13 protein-coding genes are annotated in these 14,745 nt (G+C 55.9%); 7 read left to right on the top strand and 6 right to left on the bottom strand.

Annotation, left to right across the window (positions count from 1 at the left end; genetic code table 11):
* Positions 1-52 precede the first annotated feature (52 nt).
* Positions 53-1,534 (bottom strand): cryptochrome/photolyase family protein, encoded by a 1,482-nt coding sequence (locus ABWP27_RS01115; protein WP_353152544.1) that lies wholly within the window; start codon positions 1,532-1,534, stop codon positions 53-55.
* 107 nt (positions 1,535-1,641) lie between these two features.
* Between ABWP27_RS01115 and ABWP27_RS01110 the strand changes: the two genes are divergently transcribed.
* The 6 genes from ABWP27_RS01110 to ABWP27_RS01085 are packed head-to-tail and all read left to right on the top strand — an operon-like array spanning position 1,642 to position 6,291.
* A complete protein-coding gene (locus ABWP27_RS01110; RefSeq protein WP_353152542.1) occupies positions 1,642-2,319 on the top strand; it encodes a YqgE/AlgH family protein in 678 nt (225 codons plus the stop codon).
* 21 nt (positions 2,320-2,340) lie between these two features.
* Positions 2,341-2,736 carry a Holliday junction resolvase RuvX gene (ruvX, locus tag ABWP27_RS01105; protein ID WP_353152540.1) on the top strand — a complete coding sequence of 132 codons (396 nt, stop codon included), beginning with the start codon at positions 2,341-2,343 and terminating at the stop codon, positions 2,734-2,736.
* Entirely contained in the window at positions 2,711-3,229 is a 519-nt protein-coding gene (gene pyrR / locus ABWP27_RS01100) for a bifunctional pyr operon transcriptional regulator/uracil phosphoribosyltransferase PyrR (protein WP_353152538.1), read from the top strand. The genes ruvX and pyrR overlap by 26 nt, the downstream gene beginning before the upstream one ends.
* Positions 3,222-4,181, top strand: a complete 960-nt coding sequence (locus ABWP27_RS01095; protein ID WP_353152536.1) for an aspartate carbamoyltransferase catalytic subunit — start codon at positions 3,222-3,224, stop codon at positions 4,179-4,181. Before pyrR ends, ABWP27_RS01095 begins: the two co-directional genes overlap by 8 nt.
* A gap of 3 nt (positions 4,182-4,184) precedes the next feature.
* Positions 4,185-5,483 carry a dihydroorotase gene (locus ABWP27_RS01090; RefSeq protein ID WP_353152534.1) on the top strand — a complete coding sequence of 433 codons (1,299 nt, stop codon included), beginning with the start codon at positions 4,185-4,187 and terminating at the stop codon, positions 5,481-5,483.
* 55 nt (positions 5,484-5,538) lie between these two features.
* Positions 5,539-6,291 (top strand): lysophospholipid acyltransferase family protein, encoded by a 753-nt coding sequence (locus ABWP27_RS01085; RefSeq protein ID WP_353152532.1) that lies wholly within the window; start codon positions 5,539-5,541, stop codon positions 6,289-6,291.
* On the opposite strand, the gene ABWP27_RS01080 is transcribed toward ABWP27_RS01085, so the two are convergent.
* The 3 genes from ABWP27_RS01080 to ABWP27_RS01070 form a co-directional block, all read right to left on the bottom strand.
* A complete protein-coding gene (locus ABWP27_RS01080; protein ID WP_353152530.1) occupies positions 6,288-7,115 on the bottom strand; it encodes a symmetrical bis(5'-nucleosyl)-tetraphosphatase in 828 nt (275 codons plus the stop codon). The two genes, ABWP27_RS01085 and ABWP27_RS01080, sit on opposite strands and share 4 nt — an antisense overlap.
* Before the next feature lie 162 nt (positions 7,116-7,277).
* Entirely contained in the window at positions 7,278-10,277 is a 3,000-nt protein-coding gene (locus tag ABWP27_RS01075; RefSeq protein WP_353152528.1) for an FAD-binding and (Fe-S)-binding domain-containing protein, read from the bottom strand.
* Between the two features lie 69 nt (positions 10,278-10,346).
* The gene (locus ABWP27_RS01070) at positions 10,347-11,564 is read right to left on the bottom strand and encodes a pyridoxal-phosphate-dependent aminotransferase family protein (RefSeq protein ID WP_353152526.1); all 1,218 of its coding nucleotides are present in this window, start codon (positions 11,562-11,564) and stop codon (positions 10,347-10,349) included.
* Positions 11,565-11,844: 280 nt separating this feature from the next.
* On the opposite strand from ABWP27_RS01070, the gene ABWP27_RS01065 reads away from it, so the two are divergent.
* Positions 11,845-12,588 (top strand): GntR family transcriptional regulator, encoded by a 744-nt coding sequence (locus tag ABWP27_RS01065; protein ID WP_353152524.1) that lies wholly within the window; start codon positions 11,845-11,847, stop codon positions 12,586-12,588.
* A gap of 72 nt (positions 12,589-12,660) precedes the next feature.
* Here the strand turns inward: ABWP27_RS01065 and ABWP27_RS01060 are convergent, their stop codons facing one another.
* On the bottom strand, positions 12,661-14,181 hold the full coding sequence (locus ABWP27_RS01060; protein ID WP_353152522.1) for a tripartite tricarboxylate transporter permease: 1,521 nt from the start codon (positions 14,179-14,181) through the stop codon (positions 12,661-12,663).
* Positions 14,182-14,189: 8 nt separating this feature from the next.
* On the bottom strand, positions 14,190-14,708 hold the full coding sequence (locus ABWP27_RS01055) for a tripartite tricarboxylate transporter TctB family protein (protein WP_353152520.1): 519 nt from the start codon (positions 14,706-14,708) through the stop codon (positions 14,190-14,192).
* Between the last annotated feature and the right edge of the window lie 37 nt (positions 14,709-14,745).

Raw genomic sequence — 14,745 nt, 5'->3', positions numbered from 1 at the left:
GGATTTTTTTCGTCTGCTTGTTTGCGGCACTCTGAAATGGCGCCATCTAGTTTCAATCGGTATATTCCGCCACTTTTTTTACGACGGCATAGCGTTGCAAAGTGCGTATGCGTGCTGCGTCATGCTGCACCAGTGGAGAGGGATAATTATTGCCAATCTCAACTCCTGCCATCTTCAATTCCATTGCCGGCATACGCCATGGCGCATGTATGTGTTTGGCTGACAGCTTGCTTAACTGCGGCAGATAGCGGCGTATGAATTTTCCATCCGGGTCGAATTTTTCCGATTGCGTGATGGGATTAAAGATGCGGAAGTAAGGTTGGGCATCGCAGCCCGATGACGAAGCCCATTGCCAGCCACCGTTATTGGCGGACAGATCGAAGTCATTCAGCTTTTCGGCAAAGTAATGTTCGCCCCACCGCCAGTCTATGCCCAGATCCTTGACCAGAAAGGATGCCGTCACCATACGCAATCGATTGTGCATATAGCCGGTTTGATTCAGTTGCAGCATGGCGGCATCGACTAGCGGATAACCGGTTTTCCCATCGCACCAGGCCTGAAACATTTTTTGCGCATGATCTCCACTTTCCCACACGATCGCATCGTAATCCGGTTTGAAGGCATGGCCGATCACGCGTGGATGCTGGAACAGAATCATGAAATAGAAATCGCGCCATATCAGTTCCGATAGCCAGACTGCGGCACCATTGCCGCCAGTACCGGTGCGCATCGCATCCAAAGCGCGTCGCACCAATGTCCGTATCGACACCGTGCCGAAGCGTAAATGTACCGATAAATAGGATGGCCCTTTGATCGCAGGATAGTTGCGGGTTTGATCGTAGCGTTGCATGCGTCCTGCAAAATCAGCCAGCAGATCCTGGCCGCCTTGCATACCGGTTGGAATGTTGAGATCCGACAGATTTGTTTTCTCAAAACCGAGCCCTGCCAGCGACGGGATTTTCTGTTTGCTTTCCGGCAGAACCGCAAAGTGGTCGGAATAAGCGTCAATTTCATAAGGATGCAGGACAGCTGCATCCGATTCTGCATGCAGCTTTTTCAACCAGGCATTTTTGTACGGCGTAAAAACAGAAAAAGGCTTCTCCGTCTGTGTCAGGACTTCGTTTTGCTCGAAAATGACCTGATCCTTGAATGTATGCAGACTGCGACCTGCGGCTTTGAGCGTCCGGGCGACGCGGGCATCGCGTGCAATTGCCTGCGGTTCATAGTCGTGATTGGTGAAAACGGCAGTTACGCCCAGTTCTGCTGCCAGTTCGGGAATCGCTGTTTCAGCGCCGGCATGGCGGACAATCAGGCCGCTGCCCAGCGCACGCAAGGAGGCGGCTAGTTCCAGCAGGCTGGCGTGGATGAATTCGACACGGCGGTCGGCTTTGGGCAAGCCCTCGAGAATTGCCGTATCGAAAATGAATGCGCAATAAACCTGCTTGCTTTGCGTTAATGCGTGGTGGAGCGCGGCATGGTCGAAACTGCGTAAGTCGCGGCGAAACCAGACGAGAGTCTTTTCAAATGGCGGCATGAACGATCAATCTTGGGTGCAAGGGAATAGCCAGAGAATGCAGGAAAAATCGATCCGAAGCGAGGTTTGGCACAGAAATTTCATCCAGAACTGCTAAAATAAGGCCCATGTCGAAGCAACGTAAGTCCAGCAAATCCCCTAGCGAGCCCGGTTCACCCTGGGAATCCCTCGATTTTTCTGCAACTCCTGACGAATCTTCCAAGACAGCCTCACCGAATGAGCTGAATCTGGCCGATCATTTCCTGATCGCGATGCCTTCCATGCTGGACCCGGTTTTCGGCGGTACGGTCGTGTATCTGTGCGAACATAATGCGAATGGCGCCCTGGGTGTGATCATCAACAAGCCGACCGATATGACAGTGAGCGTTTTGCTCAGTCGCATCGATCTGAAGCTGGAAATCGCACCGGATCTGCCGCCGCTGGAAAAAACGCCGGTGATGTATGGCGGTCCGGTGCAAGCTGATCGCGGTTTTGTGCTGCATGCACCGAAGGGAAATTTCTCGTCGACGATGCCGGTTACTGCCGACATCGCATTGACGACATCCAAAGACATACTCGAAGCTGTCGCGCTCGGCGCCGGCCCGCAAAAAATGCTGGTCAGCCTGGGCTGCTCAGGCTGGGGCGCGGGGCAACTGGAAGATGAAATCACCCGCAACGGCTGGCTGACGGTGCGTGCCGATCCGAACATCATGTTTGATTTGCCGCTGGAACAGCGTTTCGTTGCAGCGCTCAAATTGCTCGGTATCGATCCGATGATGTTGAGCGGCGAGGCTGGTCATGCGTGATGACGATGGGGCTGTATCCTAGTGGAAACCGTACTGGGTTTCGATTTCGGCTTGAAGCGCATCGGCGTTGCAGTGGGTAATACCTTATTGAAGCAGGCGCAACCGCTGACGATCATCAGCGCGGCGACCAACGACGCAAAATTTGCGGCGATCGCCGAACTGGTCACGCAATGGCAGCCTGCCTTGTGCATCGTCGGCCTGCCGCGCCACCCGGATGGTGCGGAGCATGAAATGACAGTGCGCTGCCGCCGCTTCGCGAATCAATTGCATGGACGCTTTGACGTGGCAACGGTGCTGGTGGATGAGCGTTATTCATCCGCAGTGATTTCTCATCAACGCGGCGATCTGATCGACGATCAGGCAGCTGCAATCATCTTGCAACAATACTTCGATGACCATACCGAATCCGAATCCTGAGCTCGACGCTGAAGCCTTGTATCAAGTGCTGGCGCAACAAGTAAAAACCGGTCTGGCAAAAGCCGAGAACGTCGCCATCGTCGGTATTTATTCCGGCGGTGCGTGGCTGGCAGAACGCCTGGCAACCGAGCTGCAACTGACTGAACGTCTGGGCTTTATCGACGTCTCGTTTTATCGTGATGATTTCGCGGAGAAAGGTTTGCGTCCCGACATCAAGCCGACGCAAATTCCATTCGATGTGGACGGCGCGACCATTTTGCTGGTTGATGACGTCTTGTACACCGGACGCACCACGCGCGCGGCGATCAATGAATTGTTCGACTACGGTCGCCCGGCGCGCATCATGCTGGCGGCTTTGGCAGATCGCGGTGGTCGCGAGTTGCCGATTGCTGCCGATTTTGTAGCACAGACACTTTCCATTCCAGACCAGCGATCGCTGGTACTTCAACGGGCCGATGACGGCCGCTTTTCCCTGACGGTGGATCATGCTTAATCCGCAACTGAATAAAAATGGTGAGTTGCAACATTTGCTCACGATAGAAGGGCTGCCAAAGTCCAACATCATTCACATCCTCGATACGGCTTCGTCGTTTGTCAGCATCGGTGATCGTGAAGTGAAAAAAGTGCCGCTGATGCGCGGCAAGAGCGTGTTCAATCTGTTCTTTGAAAATTCGACGCGCACCCGTACTACCTTCGAGATTGCATCCAAGCGTTTGTCGGCCGATGTGATCAACCTGAATATTTCCGCATCGAGTTCCAGCAAAGGCGAATCGCTGCTGGATACGATAGACAATCTGGCTGCGATGCACGCGGACATGTTTGTCGTGCGTCATGCAGAATCCGGCGCGCCGTATCTGATTGCAAAACATCTGGGCGATACCGGGCAATCGCATGTGCACGTCGTCAATGCAGGCGATGGCCGTCATGCACATCCGACCCAGGGTTTGCTGGATATGTACACGATCCGTCACTACAAGAAGGACTTCAGCAATCTGACGGTTGCCATCGTCGGCGATATTTTGCACAGTCGCGTGGCACGCTCCGATATTCATGCATTGACCACCTTGGGTGTGCCCGAAGTGCGCGCCATCGGCCCGCGCACCCTGCTACCTAGCGGACTGGAACAGATGGGCGTACGTGTCTTCACTGACATCGACAAGGGTTTGAAGGACGTCGACGTCATCATCATGCTGCGCTTGCAGAACGAACGCATGAGCGGTGCCTTGCTGCCTTCAGCGCAGGAATTCTTCAAGAGCTACGGCTTGACGACCGAGCGCCTCGCGCTGGCCAAACCGGATGCCATCGTCATGCATCCGGGTCCGATGAATCGCGGCGTCGAAATCGAATCGGCAGTGGCAGACGGCAAGCAGGCAGTGATACTGCCGCAAGTGACATTCGGCATTGCGGTGCGGATGGCAGTGATGAGTATTTTGGCGGGAAATTAAAAGATGAAAATCCACATCAAGAATGGCCGTCTGATCGATCCAGCGAATGGTATCGATGCAAAACAGGATGTCTTTGTCGCAGCAGGAAAAATTGTCGGCATAGGACAAGCGCCTGAGGGTTTTGTTGCCGCCAAGGTGATCGATGCCAGCGGCCTGGTCGTTGCACCCGGCCTGGTTGATCTGAGTGCACGCTTGCGCGAGCCCGGTTACGAGCATAAGGCCACGCTGGAATCCGAGATGCAGGCAGCAATACAGGGCGGCGTGACCAGCCTGGTCTGTCCGCCGGATACCGATCCGGTGCTGGATGAACCGGGTCTGGTAGAGATGCTCAAGCATAGAGCCAAGTCGCTGAATCAGGCCCATGTCTATCCGCTCGGTGCCTTGACGATGGGCCTGAAGGGTGAAGCGCTGACCGAGATGGCGGAACTCACCGATGCCGGCTGTATCGGTTTTGCGCAAGCCGATCAACCGATACTCGACACCACCGTGCTGTTGCGTGCGATGCAGTACGCGAAAACGTTTGACTACACAGTGTGGTTGCGTCCGCAAGATCCGCATCTGGGCCGCAAGGGTGTGGCGCACAGCGGGCCGGTCGCTTCGCGACTGGGTTTGTCCGGCGTGCCGGTCATGGCCGAGACGATTGCCTTGCATACGATACTGGAACTGGTGCGCGTTACCGGCACGCGCGTGCATCTGTGCCGCATGTCCAGTGCAGCAGGACTCGAGCTGGTGCGGGCGGCGAAACAGGAAGGTTTGCCGATCAGCTGCGACGTGGGCGCGCATCATATACACCTGACCGAAAACGATATCGGCTTCTTCGATTCCAATGCGCGACTGACGCCGCCTTTGCGCAGCCAGCGCGATCGCGATGCAATACACCGCGCGTTGCTGGACGGTACCATCGATGCGATCTGTTCCGACCATACGCCGGTCGATGATGATGAAAAACTGCTGCCTTTTGGCGAGGCATCGCCAGGCGCTACCGGTCTGGAATTGCTGTTGTCGCTGGCCTTGAAATGGGCTGAAAATTGTGCCGATCAAGACAAGCAATCACAATCGCAAACGTTAGTGCAGGCGATCTCCAAGATCACCGCCGATGCTGCCCGCATAGTCGGCCTGCCATCGGGACAGTTGGCGGTTGGCAGCGTGGCCGATATCTGCCTGTTCGATCCGGCAGCACGCTGGACGGTGGCTGCCAAAGTCCTGGCCAGCCAGGGCAAACATACGCCTTTCCTCGGCTATGAATTGAGCGGCCAGGTGAAGACGACGATCGTGGCAGGCCATATCGCGTATCAACGCTAAGCGCCATTTCGCTGATGACGCAGATGTATCCGTTTCTCCGCTCGCAGGTGCGTGCATGATAGTCGTGCCGTTTGTACGCGTGATGCTGCATTTGCTGCGCGGCCTGGCTACTGCTGCTTTCGTTTTCCCCTGGGTCGCTTCGGCCAGCCACGATAGGCTCAGTCAAAAATGGGCTGCAGGCTTGCTGTCGATCTTGCATATCAAGGTGGATTTGCTGCCAGGCGCAGTGCCGGTGCACCGTGCACTGATCGTGGCCAATCATGTTTCGTGGCTGGATATATTCGTCATCAATTCCCAGCAGCCGTGCCGCTTTGTGGCCAAGGCAGATATTCGCAAATGGCCGGTGCTGGGCTGGCTGTGCGCACAAGGCGGCACGATCTTTATTGCACGCGGCAAGCAGCGCGAAGTAAGACGGGTGTACGCAGGTCTGGTGCACAGCATAGAAGCCGGCGAACGTATTGCATTTTTCCCCGAAGGCACGACGGTGGCGCAAGGCAGCCTGCTGCCTTTTCATGCCAATCTGTTTGAAGCCGCGATTGAAGCGCAGGTGCCGGTACAGCCGTACGCAATACGTTATGTGGATGAGCACGGCAATCTGCATTCAGCGGCAGATTTTATTGGCGACATGAGCTTTGTCGACAGCATGTTGCTGATCATGAAAACGCGCAAAATGACGGCGCAACTGATCGTGCTGCCGACGATAGATACCGCCGGTGCGCACAGGCGCGAGCTGGCGCAGGCAGCGCGCGAGTCTATTGCAGACACGCTCGGCTATGCTGAACGTGCGGAACAGGTGCAGGTGGCCTAGTTTTTTTTGCCTGGCCGCTGATGCTGCGGGCAGGCTACCTGTATGGTCGTTCTATCCTGCAGATTGACTGCGGTCAGCTTGCCGCCCCATACACAACCGGTATCCAGACCCAACAGATTAGGGCGCATCAGCAAACCCAGCGTAGACCAGTGGCCGAAGACGACGGGACTAGCTGCGGTTTTGCGATCCGGACAATCGAACCAGGGCAGCAAGCCGGCCGGTGCATTTTCCGCAGCTTCGGTGGTTTTGAAATCCATGCTGCCATCCGGCTGGCAAAAGCGCAGGCGCGTCAGTGCATTGATGATGCAGCGCAAACGATCCGCACCTTGCAGGTCGTCGTCCCAGCGTGCCGGTTCATTGCCATACATCTGCTGCAAAAACGCTACCCAGTTTTCACCTTGCAATACGGTTTCCACTTCGCGTGAAAGCGCCAGCGTTTGTTGCGTACTCCATTGCGGCAGCACGCCGGCGTGCACGCACAAATGCCCATCCTGTTCCAGTGCCAGCGGTTGGTGGCGCAGCCAGGTCAGTAATTCTTCGCGATCGTGCGCTGCGAGAATGTCGGCTAGCGTGTCCGCATGGTGCGGTTTGCGCAAGCCGCAGGCGACTGCCAGCAAATTCAAATCGTGATTGCCGAGCACGATGCGGGCACGCTGTTTCAAGCCATATATGTGGCGCAGTGTTGCCAGGGATTTCGGCCCGCGATTGACTATGTCGCCGACGAAGACCAGTTGCGCATGCGGCGTGACCGCATCGATTTTATCCAGCAGCGCCAGCAGTTGCGTGTGGCAACCCTGCAGGTCGCCAATTGCGTAAGTAGTCATGAACGAACAGAAATGAGAGTGTGATGCACATAGTAGCCTGAATGGAATCAGGCATTGCGCGCATGTATCGCTTCAGGCCGATAAATGATTGCGATGCGGCATACCAGCATTATAAAGAAGGCTGCACGATTTGGTTCTCATTGCGTACCGATCAGGTTTGCTTCAATCGCCTTGCAGTGCCGCCGCCAGGACACGTGCAACGTGCATGGCATTTTCATGCGTACCATCGGCAATCTGATGCCTGCAGCTGGTGCCGTCCGCGACGAAGATCGTGCCGCTTTCAGCTTTGCGAATGGCAGGGAAAAGAGACAGTTCGCCCATTGCTTGCGACGCCGCATAATGCTCGGCTTCATACCCGAAACTGCCCGCCATGCCACAGCAGGAAGATTCGATGACGGCGACGTCGAGTTGCGGAATCCACTTCAGCACGGTTTGCACCGGATGCAAGGCATCGAATGCTTTCTGGTGGCAATGACCGTGCACCATCGCCTTCTGCGAGGCTAGCGGTTTGAGGTCCAGTGCAAGGCGGCCTGCAGCATGTTCATGCACGAGAAATTCTTCAAACAGATAAGCCATGTTGGCAAGTTTTGCGGCTTCTTCGCCATATCCGTAATTGAGGAATTCATCCCGCAGCGACAGCAGGCAGGACGGTTCGAGACCGACGATGGCGACGCCGCGCTCGACAAACGGTTTCAATGCATCGAGTGTGCGGCGCGCTTCCTGTTTTGCCTGCTCGACCAGGCCGGCCGACAGATAGGTGCGGCCACAGCAAAGCGGGCGTTCGCCAGCCTGTACGTTGAAATGCACGGTGTAGCCTGCCGCTTCGAGAACCGCTTGTGCGGCGGCTGCGTTCTCCGGTTCCATGTAGTTGTTGAAGGTATCGACGAACAGCAGCACTTCCTTGCCGGTTGATGTGTGGTGAACATCTCTGCGGCGTGACAGGAAGGAGCGCTTGAAGCGCGGGAACGCACGTTGCTGCGCCAGGCCCAGGCCTTTTTTCACCCAGTTCGACAGCACGGGAATCTCGTTGGCCATTGCCAGCAAGCCGCCGATTTTGCTGGCGAACGGGGCATAGCGCGGCATGAAGGCGATCATTTTTTCGCGCAGGGTGCTGCCGTGTCTATTCGCCCATGCGGCTCGTGCCTCGATTTTCATTTTTGCCATGTCGACACCGGTCGGGCAATCGCGTTTGCAGCCCTTGCAGGAGACGCACAGATCCAGCGTGTCTTTCACATCCTGACTGGCCAGACCTTCTTCACCCAACTGGCCGGACAGGGCCAGGCGCAGTGTATTGGCGCGGCCGCGCGTCAGATGTTTTTCATCCTTGGTGATGCGATAGCTCGGGCACATGGTGCCGGCATCGAATTTGCGACAGTGGCCATTGTTGTTGCACATTTCAACTGCCTTGGCCAAACCGCCGGTACGGTCGTTGCCGGTGCCGGCTGCGGTTTCCAGGCCAGTGGCCGGATCGCGCGTGACGTCCCAGGCCGACCAGTCCATCTGCGTCTTGACAGGCAGTTCCTGATAGCCGGGCGCAAAACGGAAATTGCTTTTGTCGTCCATCTTCGGCGGCCGCACGATCTTGTCCGGATTGAAGCGATTGTCCGGGTCGAACAGGTTCTTGATTTCGCTGAATGCATGGTTGATGTGCGGGCCGTACTGCCACGCCACCCATTCGCCGCGACACAAGCCATCGCCATGTTCGCCTGAATAGGCGCCCTTGTATTCGCGCACCAGCTCCGATGCTTCTTCAGCAATCTTGCGCATGCTGGCAGCGCCATCGCGACGCATGTCGAGGATAGGCCGTACGTGCAGCGTACCGACGCTGGCATGGGCATACCAGGTGCCTTCGGTATGGTATTTGTGGAACACTTCGGTCAGGCGGTCGGTGTATTCGGCCAGGTGCACCAGCGGCACTGCGCAGTCTTCGATAAAGGAAACGGGTTTGCCGTCGCCTTTCATGCTCATCATGATGTTGAGGCCGGCCTTGCGTACATCCCACAAGGATTTTTGTTCATTGGCATCGACCATGTTGACGACAGAGCCCGGCAGGCTGAGATCGCTCATCAGGTCCGCCAGGGCAGCGAGTTTTTCAAGCAGGCCTGCCTTGTCGTCGCCGGCAAATTCGACCAGCAGGATGGCTTGCGGACTGCCAACCAGGGCTTTTTCTATCACCGGGCGGAATGCCGGATTATTCAGCGAAAGATCGATCATCGTGCGATCGACCAGTTCAACGGCAGTCGGATTCAGCTTGACGATGTGCTGCGCGGCATCCATTCCCTTGTAAAAGGTAGGGAAGTTGATCACGCCCAGTACTTTGTGTTTCGGCAAAGGTGCGAGCTTCAGCACCAGCTGGCGGCTGAAAGCCAGCGTGCCTTCGGAGCCGACCAGAATATGCGCCAGATTGGCACTGCCGTCGTCGGTGTAATTGCGCGGGTTTTGACAATCGAACAGATCGATGTTGTAACCGCCTACACGGCGCAATACTTTCGGGATGCGTTCGATGATTTCCTGCCGCTCGCGTGTTGCGATGCGCTGCAGGCGTTGCACAATATTCTGCAGGCGCGCGGTTTGAGCCATGTTGCCCAGCGCTTCAAACCGGCCTTGCGTGCCATCGGCGAGCACCGCATCGATGGCCAGCACGTTGTGTACCATGTTGCCGTACTCGATGGAACGCGAGCCGCAAGAGTTGTTGCCGGCCATGCCGCCTATCGTGCATTGCGCGGCAGTGGATACGTCAACCGGAAACCACAAACCGTGCGGTTTGAGCCATGCGTTGAGATGGTCGAGCACCATGCCCGGTTCTACGGTGATGCTGCGGTTTTTCGGATCGAAATCGACGATGTTGTTGAGCCATTTGCTGCTATCGATGACTAGCGCTTCACCAACCGTCTGACCGCATTGGCTGGTGCCGCCGCCACGTGCAAGGATGGGAGTATTTTCCGCGCGTGCGATATCGAGACACAGCAAGAGATCGGCCTGATCGCGCGGCACTACGACCCCGATCGGCATGATCTGGTAGATCGATGCATCGGTTGCGTAGCGGCCGCGGTCGGCATTGCCGAACAAGACATCGCCGCGTAACTCCTTGCGCAAACGTTTTGCCAGTGGACTGCTGCCAGGTGTATTCGATGGAACAAGGTGAATCGGCTTGACAGGCATTTTCAATACATCCTTTTCTGGAACAAACAGCAAGTTCAAGCTACGCGGCGTGCTTGCACACGCCTCACATCAGGCGGCAATTTTCAAGGGCGGGATTTTTTGCTCGGCAAGGAAATCCATCGCGGCAGTCACGCCGCTGCCAGCCAGCTTGATGCCGGCGAGTTTCAAACCCATTTCGCAGCCGGCCAGCGTTGCCATCAGACTCAGATCGTTGGCTTCGCCCAGATGACCGATGCGGAACATGCGGCCTTTCATCTTGCCGAGTCCGGTGCCCAGCGACATGTTGAAGCGTTCGTAAATCGTCTTGCGCACGACGTCGGCATCGATACCTTCAGGCGTCATTACCCCGGTCAGAATCGGCGAATACACGGCAGGATCGGCACATTGCACTTCCAGCCCCCAGGCCGTGACCGCAGCGCGACAGGCTGTTGCCAGACGCTGATGACGCGCGAATACATTGTCCAGTCCTTCATCGAGGATCATGTCGAGTGCTTCGTGCAAGCCGTACAGCAGATTGGTGTTCGGGGTGTAAGGCCAGTAGCCGGTCTTGTTCATTTCAATGATGTCGGTCCAGTCCCAGAATGCACGCGGCAGTTTGGCGTGCTTGCTGGCGGCGATCGCTTTTTTGGAAACGGCATTGAAGCTGATTCCCGGCGGCAGCATCAAGCCTTTTTGCGAACCGGATACGGTGACGTCCACGCCCCATTCATCATGACGATAGTCTGCCGCAGCGAGGCCGGAAATCGTATCGACCAGCAAGAGTGCGGGATGGCCGGCGGCATCAATCGCCTTGCGTACTTCTGCGATATTGGATGTCACGCCGGTAGAGGTTTCGTTGTGCACGACGCATACGGCCTTGATGACATGTGCGGTATCGGCACGCAGGCGTGCTTCAATTGCATCGGCTTGTACGCCGCGCCGCCAGCCTTCGATACCGGGCAGGCCGATGAACTCGGGTTTGAGGCCCAGCGCTTCCGCCATTTTTTTCCACAATGTCGCGAAGTGTCCGGTCTCATACATCAGTACCGTGTCGCCCGGGCTGAGCGTATTGCTCAATGCTGCTTCCCATGCGCCGGTACCGGATGCCGGGTAAATGATGACCGGCTGTGTCGTTTTGAAAATCTTCTGGATGCCGGACAGAACTTTCAATCCCAGCGCACCGAATTCAGGGCCGCGATGATCGATGGTTGGATAACTCATTGCACGCAGGATGCGGTCTGGTACAGGGCTGGGGCCCGGGATTTGCAGGAAATGGCGGCCGGCAGGGTGAAAGTCGAGCTTCAACATTTAATTCTCCTGAAGAAAACTTCGTATTATTGAATATTGCATACAAAATACTTTATCAGAGTGATTTTGATTAGTAAAGTCATTTGCAGCGATTCAGGCTTGCTTTGACTGTTTTTTGCCGCATCTTGTCGGTGTTCCGAAACACTGGCTCACCGTTGCAGTTTCGATCTCTGAACATGGAAGGGGTGATTGGCGAAGACCGGCGATCACGCTGTGTGACGCACTGCGTCACAGCGCAGGCAATTAGATTAAAATAGACAAAAATCACATCGGACTTAGCATGCAAAATACATTTGGTAGTAGTGAAAATAACAATAGCAGTCCACTCTTGCCGAGAGTAGAACGGCAGCGTTTGCACGATGCCGTGGTGGAGCATTTGCAAAACCTGATCATCGAAGGCGTGTTGGCGCCGGGCATGAAACTGAATGAACGCGAAGTGTGCGAGCGCCTGGGTATTTCGCGTACACCGTTGCGCGAGGCGATGAAGGTGCTTGCTTCGGAAGGCTTGATCGACATTGCGCCGAATCGTGGTGCATTCGTATCCAAGATGAACGACAACGAAATCTGGGAAGCGTTTGAAATGATGAGCGGCCTGGAAGCCCTGTCCGGCGAGTTGGCAGCGGAGCGTATTTCGCCGGCTGAAATCGCCGACATCAAGGTCTTGCATGAAGCGATGCTGGTATGCCGGGCGCAGAACGATTTGCCTGGTTATTACAGTCGCAACCAGACGATACACAACAAGATCAACGAGGCGGCGCGCAATTCCATGCTGCGACAGATTTATCTGTCGATCAACCGGCGCCTGCTGGCTTTGCGTTTCAAGTCCAATTTCAAGGAAGAGAAGTGGGATCGTGCGATTCAGGAGCATGATGAAATGATCAAGGCGCTGGAAACGCGTGACGGCAAGCGGCTGGCTGCAATTCTGCGCCAGCATTTGCTCGACAAGCGCGATTCCGTGATGGCTGATTTGCGTGAAGCCGCTGAGCGCGCAGCCAACGGCGATACCGCAACAGTCAAAAAATAAGTATCGGACACAAGAAAAAAGCCTGGCGCATCGAGCGCCAGGCTTTTTTGTTTTTGATGCGTGAAAATGTTCTTACCCGTCTACAGCGATCGCCGTGCCGGCAGGCTGGCGAAAGTGTTTCCATGCACTGCTGATCAAGGGCCAGAGCAATGATATGAGCGCCAGCGTCATGATCGTACCGACCAGGCCGCTGCTCCAGAATACGCCCAATCCACCTTTGGAACCCACCATCGTCTGGCGGAACGCATCTTCGGCGCGATCCCCCAGCACCAGCGCCAGCACCATAGGCGCCAATGGATAGTCCAGCTTCTTGAAGATATAACCGACTACGCCGAAGACCACCATCAGCCAGATATCGAACTGCGCGTTATGTACGGTAAAGGCGCCGATTGCGCACACCACCATGATGGCCGGCGCAATAATCGAAAACGGAATCCGCAGGATCGCAGCAAACAGCGGCACGGTACTCAGCACCACCAGCAAGCCGGCGATGTTACCCAGGTACATGCTGGCAATCAGACTCCAGACGAATTCCTTCTGTTCAACGAACAGCATCGGTCCCGGTTGCAGTCCCCAGATCATCAAGCCGCCCAGCAGTACTGCGGCCGTGGCCGAACCTGGAATCCCGAGTGCAAGCATAGGCAGCAGTGCGCTGGTGCCGGCCGCATGCGCTGCAGTTTCCGGTGCCAGTACGCCTTCGATCGCACCAGTGCCAAATGCATCAGGATTGCGCGACATTTTCTTTGCCATGCCGTAGCCCATGAACGAAGCTGCGGTTGCGCCGCCTGGCGTAATGCCGAGCCAGCAGCCGATGATGGACGAACGCAGCAGCGTTACCCAGTAGCGCGGCAACATTGCCCACGTCCTGAATACGACCTTGAGATCGATGTCTGCCTTCTTGCCCTTGAACGCCAGTCCTTCTTCCATTGTGATCAGGATTTCACCGACACCGAACAAGCCGATCACCGCCACCAGGAAGTCGAACCCGCGCAACAGTTCAGGGAAGTCGAACGTCATCCGCAATTGCCCTGATACCGTATCCATGCCTACCGCCGCCAGCAGGAAGCCGATGCACATGGCAATGATGATCTTGGCTTTAGGTTCCTTGCCCATGCCGATAAAACTGCAGAACGTCAGGAAATAAACCGCGAAAAATTCCGGTGGGCCGAAACGCAGCGCGAACTTGGCAACCAGCGGTGCGAGGAAGGTAATGATCAAGACACCGAACAGGGCGCCTATGCAGGAGCCGGTAAAGGCGGTGGTCAGCGCCTGTCCGGCCTTGCCCTGCTGCGCCAGCGGATAACCGTCGAAGGTGGTCGCCACCGACCACGCCTCTCCCGGGATATTGAACAGGATCGAGGTAATGGCGCCACCGAACAAGGCACCCCAGTAAATGCATGACAACAGGATGATGGCCGATGTGGGGTGCATTGAAAACGTCAGCGGCAAAAGAATGGCGACGCCGTTCGGCCCGCCGAGACCTGGCAGCACACCCACCACGATTCCCAGCAGAATACCAATGAGCATCAAGCCAATATTTTGCCAGCCGAGAACGTGGCCGAAGCCTTGCATTAATGAATTGAGCTCGTCCATGTTTTTCCTTAGAAGCCTAACCAGTTTTCCAGAGGGCCTTTTGGCAATGGCACCTTGAACTGAATTTCAAATATGAAAAAGAACGCCAGCATGACGCAGCTCGATATGAGGACACATTTCCACCAGATGAATTTGCCGAGAAAATACATGAAGGCAGCGATGAAAAACGTCGACGCGACGTAGATGCCGAGATACTTGATGGCAAAAACGAACACCAGCAGCGGCAGCAGAATGACTGCCACCATGCGCGCCTGCTCGACTTCGAGAAAGGGCGTTTGATCGTTGTTGCGGATGGCATGTACCAGTACGACTATGCTGGCGATTACCACGATGATGGCCAGACGCATGGGGAAATAACCGGCTTCCGGGCCGTATCGCCCCCATCCTGCACCTAACTGGTAATTACTCCAGCTGACTATGAGCGCTCCCACTATGAGCGCAATGGCGACGATGATTTCGGCGGTACGGAAGGAGATAACTGCGCGTGAATGTTCTGCTGCTTCGGCGGGTGATTCGGGAGTATTCATGTTCGCTTGTCCGTAAAGTGATTCAATGACCGTGCAT

It is taken from the genome of Herminiimonas fonticola (assembly GCF_040395855.1).
In the GTDB taxonomy this organism is placed as follows: domain Bacteria; phylum Pseudomonadota; class Gammaproteobacteria; order Burkholderiales; family Burkholderiaceae_D; genus Oxalicibacterium; species Oxalicibacterium fonticola_A.
This window is presented reverse-complemented; position numbering and strand designations above follow the sequence as displayed.

Excerpts from the sequence above, each read along its gene's own strand:
- ABWP27_RS01085 (WP_353152532.1), top strand. The coding sequence starts at position 5,539 with ATGATAGTCGTGCCGTTTGTACGCGTGATGCTGCATTTGCTGCGCGGC.
- ABWP27_RS01110 (WP_353152542.1), top strand. The coding sequence starts at position 1,642 with ATGTCGAAGCAACGTAAGTCCAGCAAATCCCCTAGCGAGCCCGGTTCA.
- ABWP27_RS01090 (WP_353152534.1), top strand. The coding sequence starts at position 4,185 with ATGAAAATCCACATCAAGAATGGCCGTCTGATCGATCCAGCGAATGGT.
- ABWP27_RS01055 (WP_353152520.1), bottom strand. The coding sequence starts at position 14,708 with ATGAATACTCCCGAATCACCCGCCGAAGCAGCAGAACATTCACGCGCA.
- ABWP27_RS01115 (WP_353152544.1), bottom strand. The coding sequence starts at position 1,534 with ATGCCGCCATTTGAAAAGACTCTCGTCTGGTTTCGCCGCGACTTACGC.
- ABWP27_RS01060 (WP_353152522.1), bottom strand. The coding sequence starts at position 14,181 with ATGGACGAGCTCAATTCATTAATGCAAGGCTTCGGCCACGTTCTCGGC.
- pyrR (WP_353152538.1), top strand. The coding sequence starts at position 2,711 with ATGACCATACCGAATCCGAATCCTGAGCTCGACGCTGAAGCCTTGTAT.
- ABWP27_RS01075 (WP_353152528.1), bottom strand. The coding sequence starts at position 10,277 with ATGCCTGTCAAGCCGATTCACCTTGTTCCATCGAATACACCTGGCAGC.
- ABWP27_RS01080 (WP_353152530.1), bottom strand. The coding sequence starts at position 7,115 with ATGACTACTTACGCAATTGGCGACCTGCAGGGTTGCCACACGCAACTG.
- ABWP27_RS01065 (WP_353152524.1), top strand. The coding sequence starts at position 11,845 with ATGCAAAATACATTTGGTAGTAGTGAAAATAACAATAGCAGTCCACTC.
- ABWP27_RS01095 (WP_353152536.1), top strand. The coding sequence starts at position 3,222 with ATGCTTAATCCGCAACTGAATAAAAATGGTGAGTTGCAACATTTGCTC.
- ABWP27_RS01070 (WP_353152526.1), bottom strand. The coding sequence starts at position 11,564 with ATGTTGAAGCTCGACTTTCACCCTGCCGGCCGCCATTTCCTGCAAATC.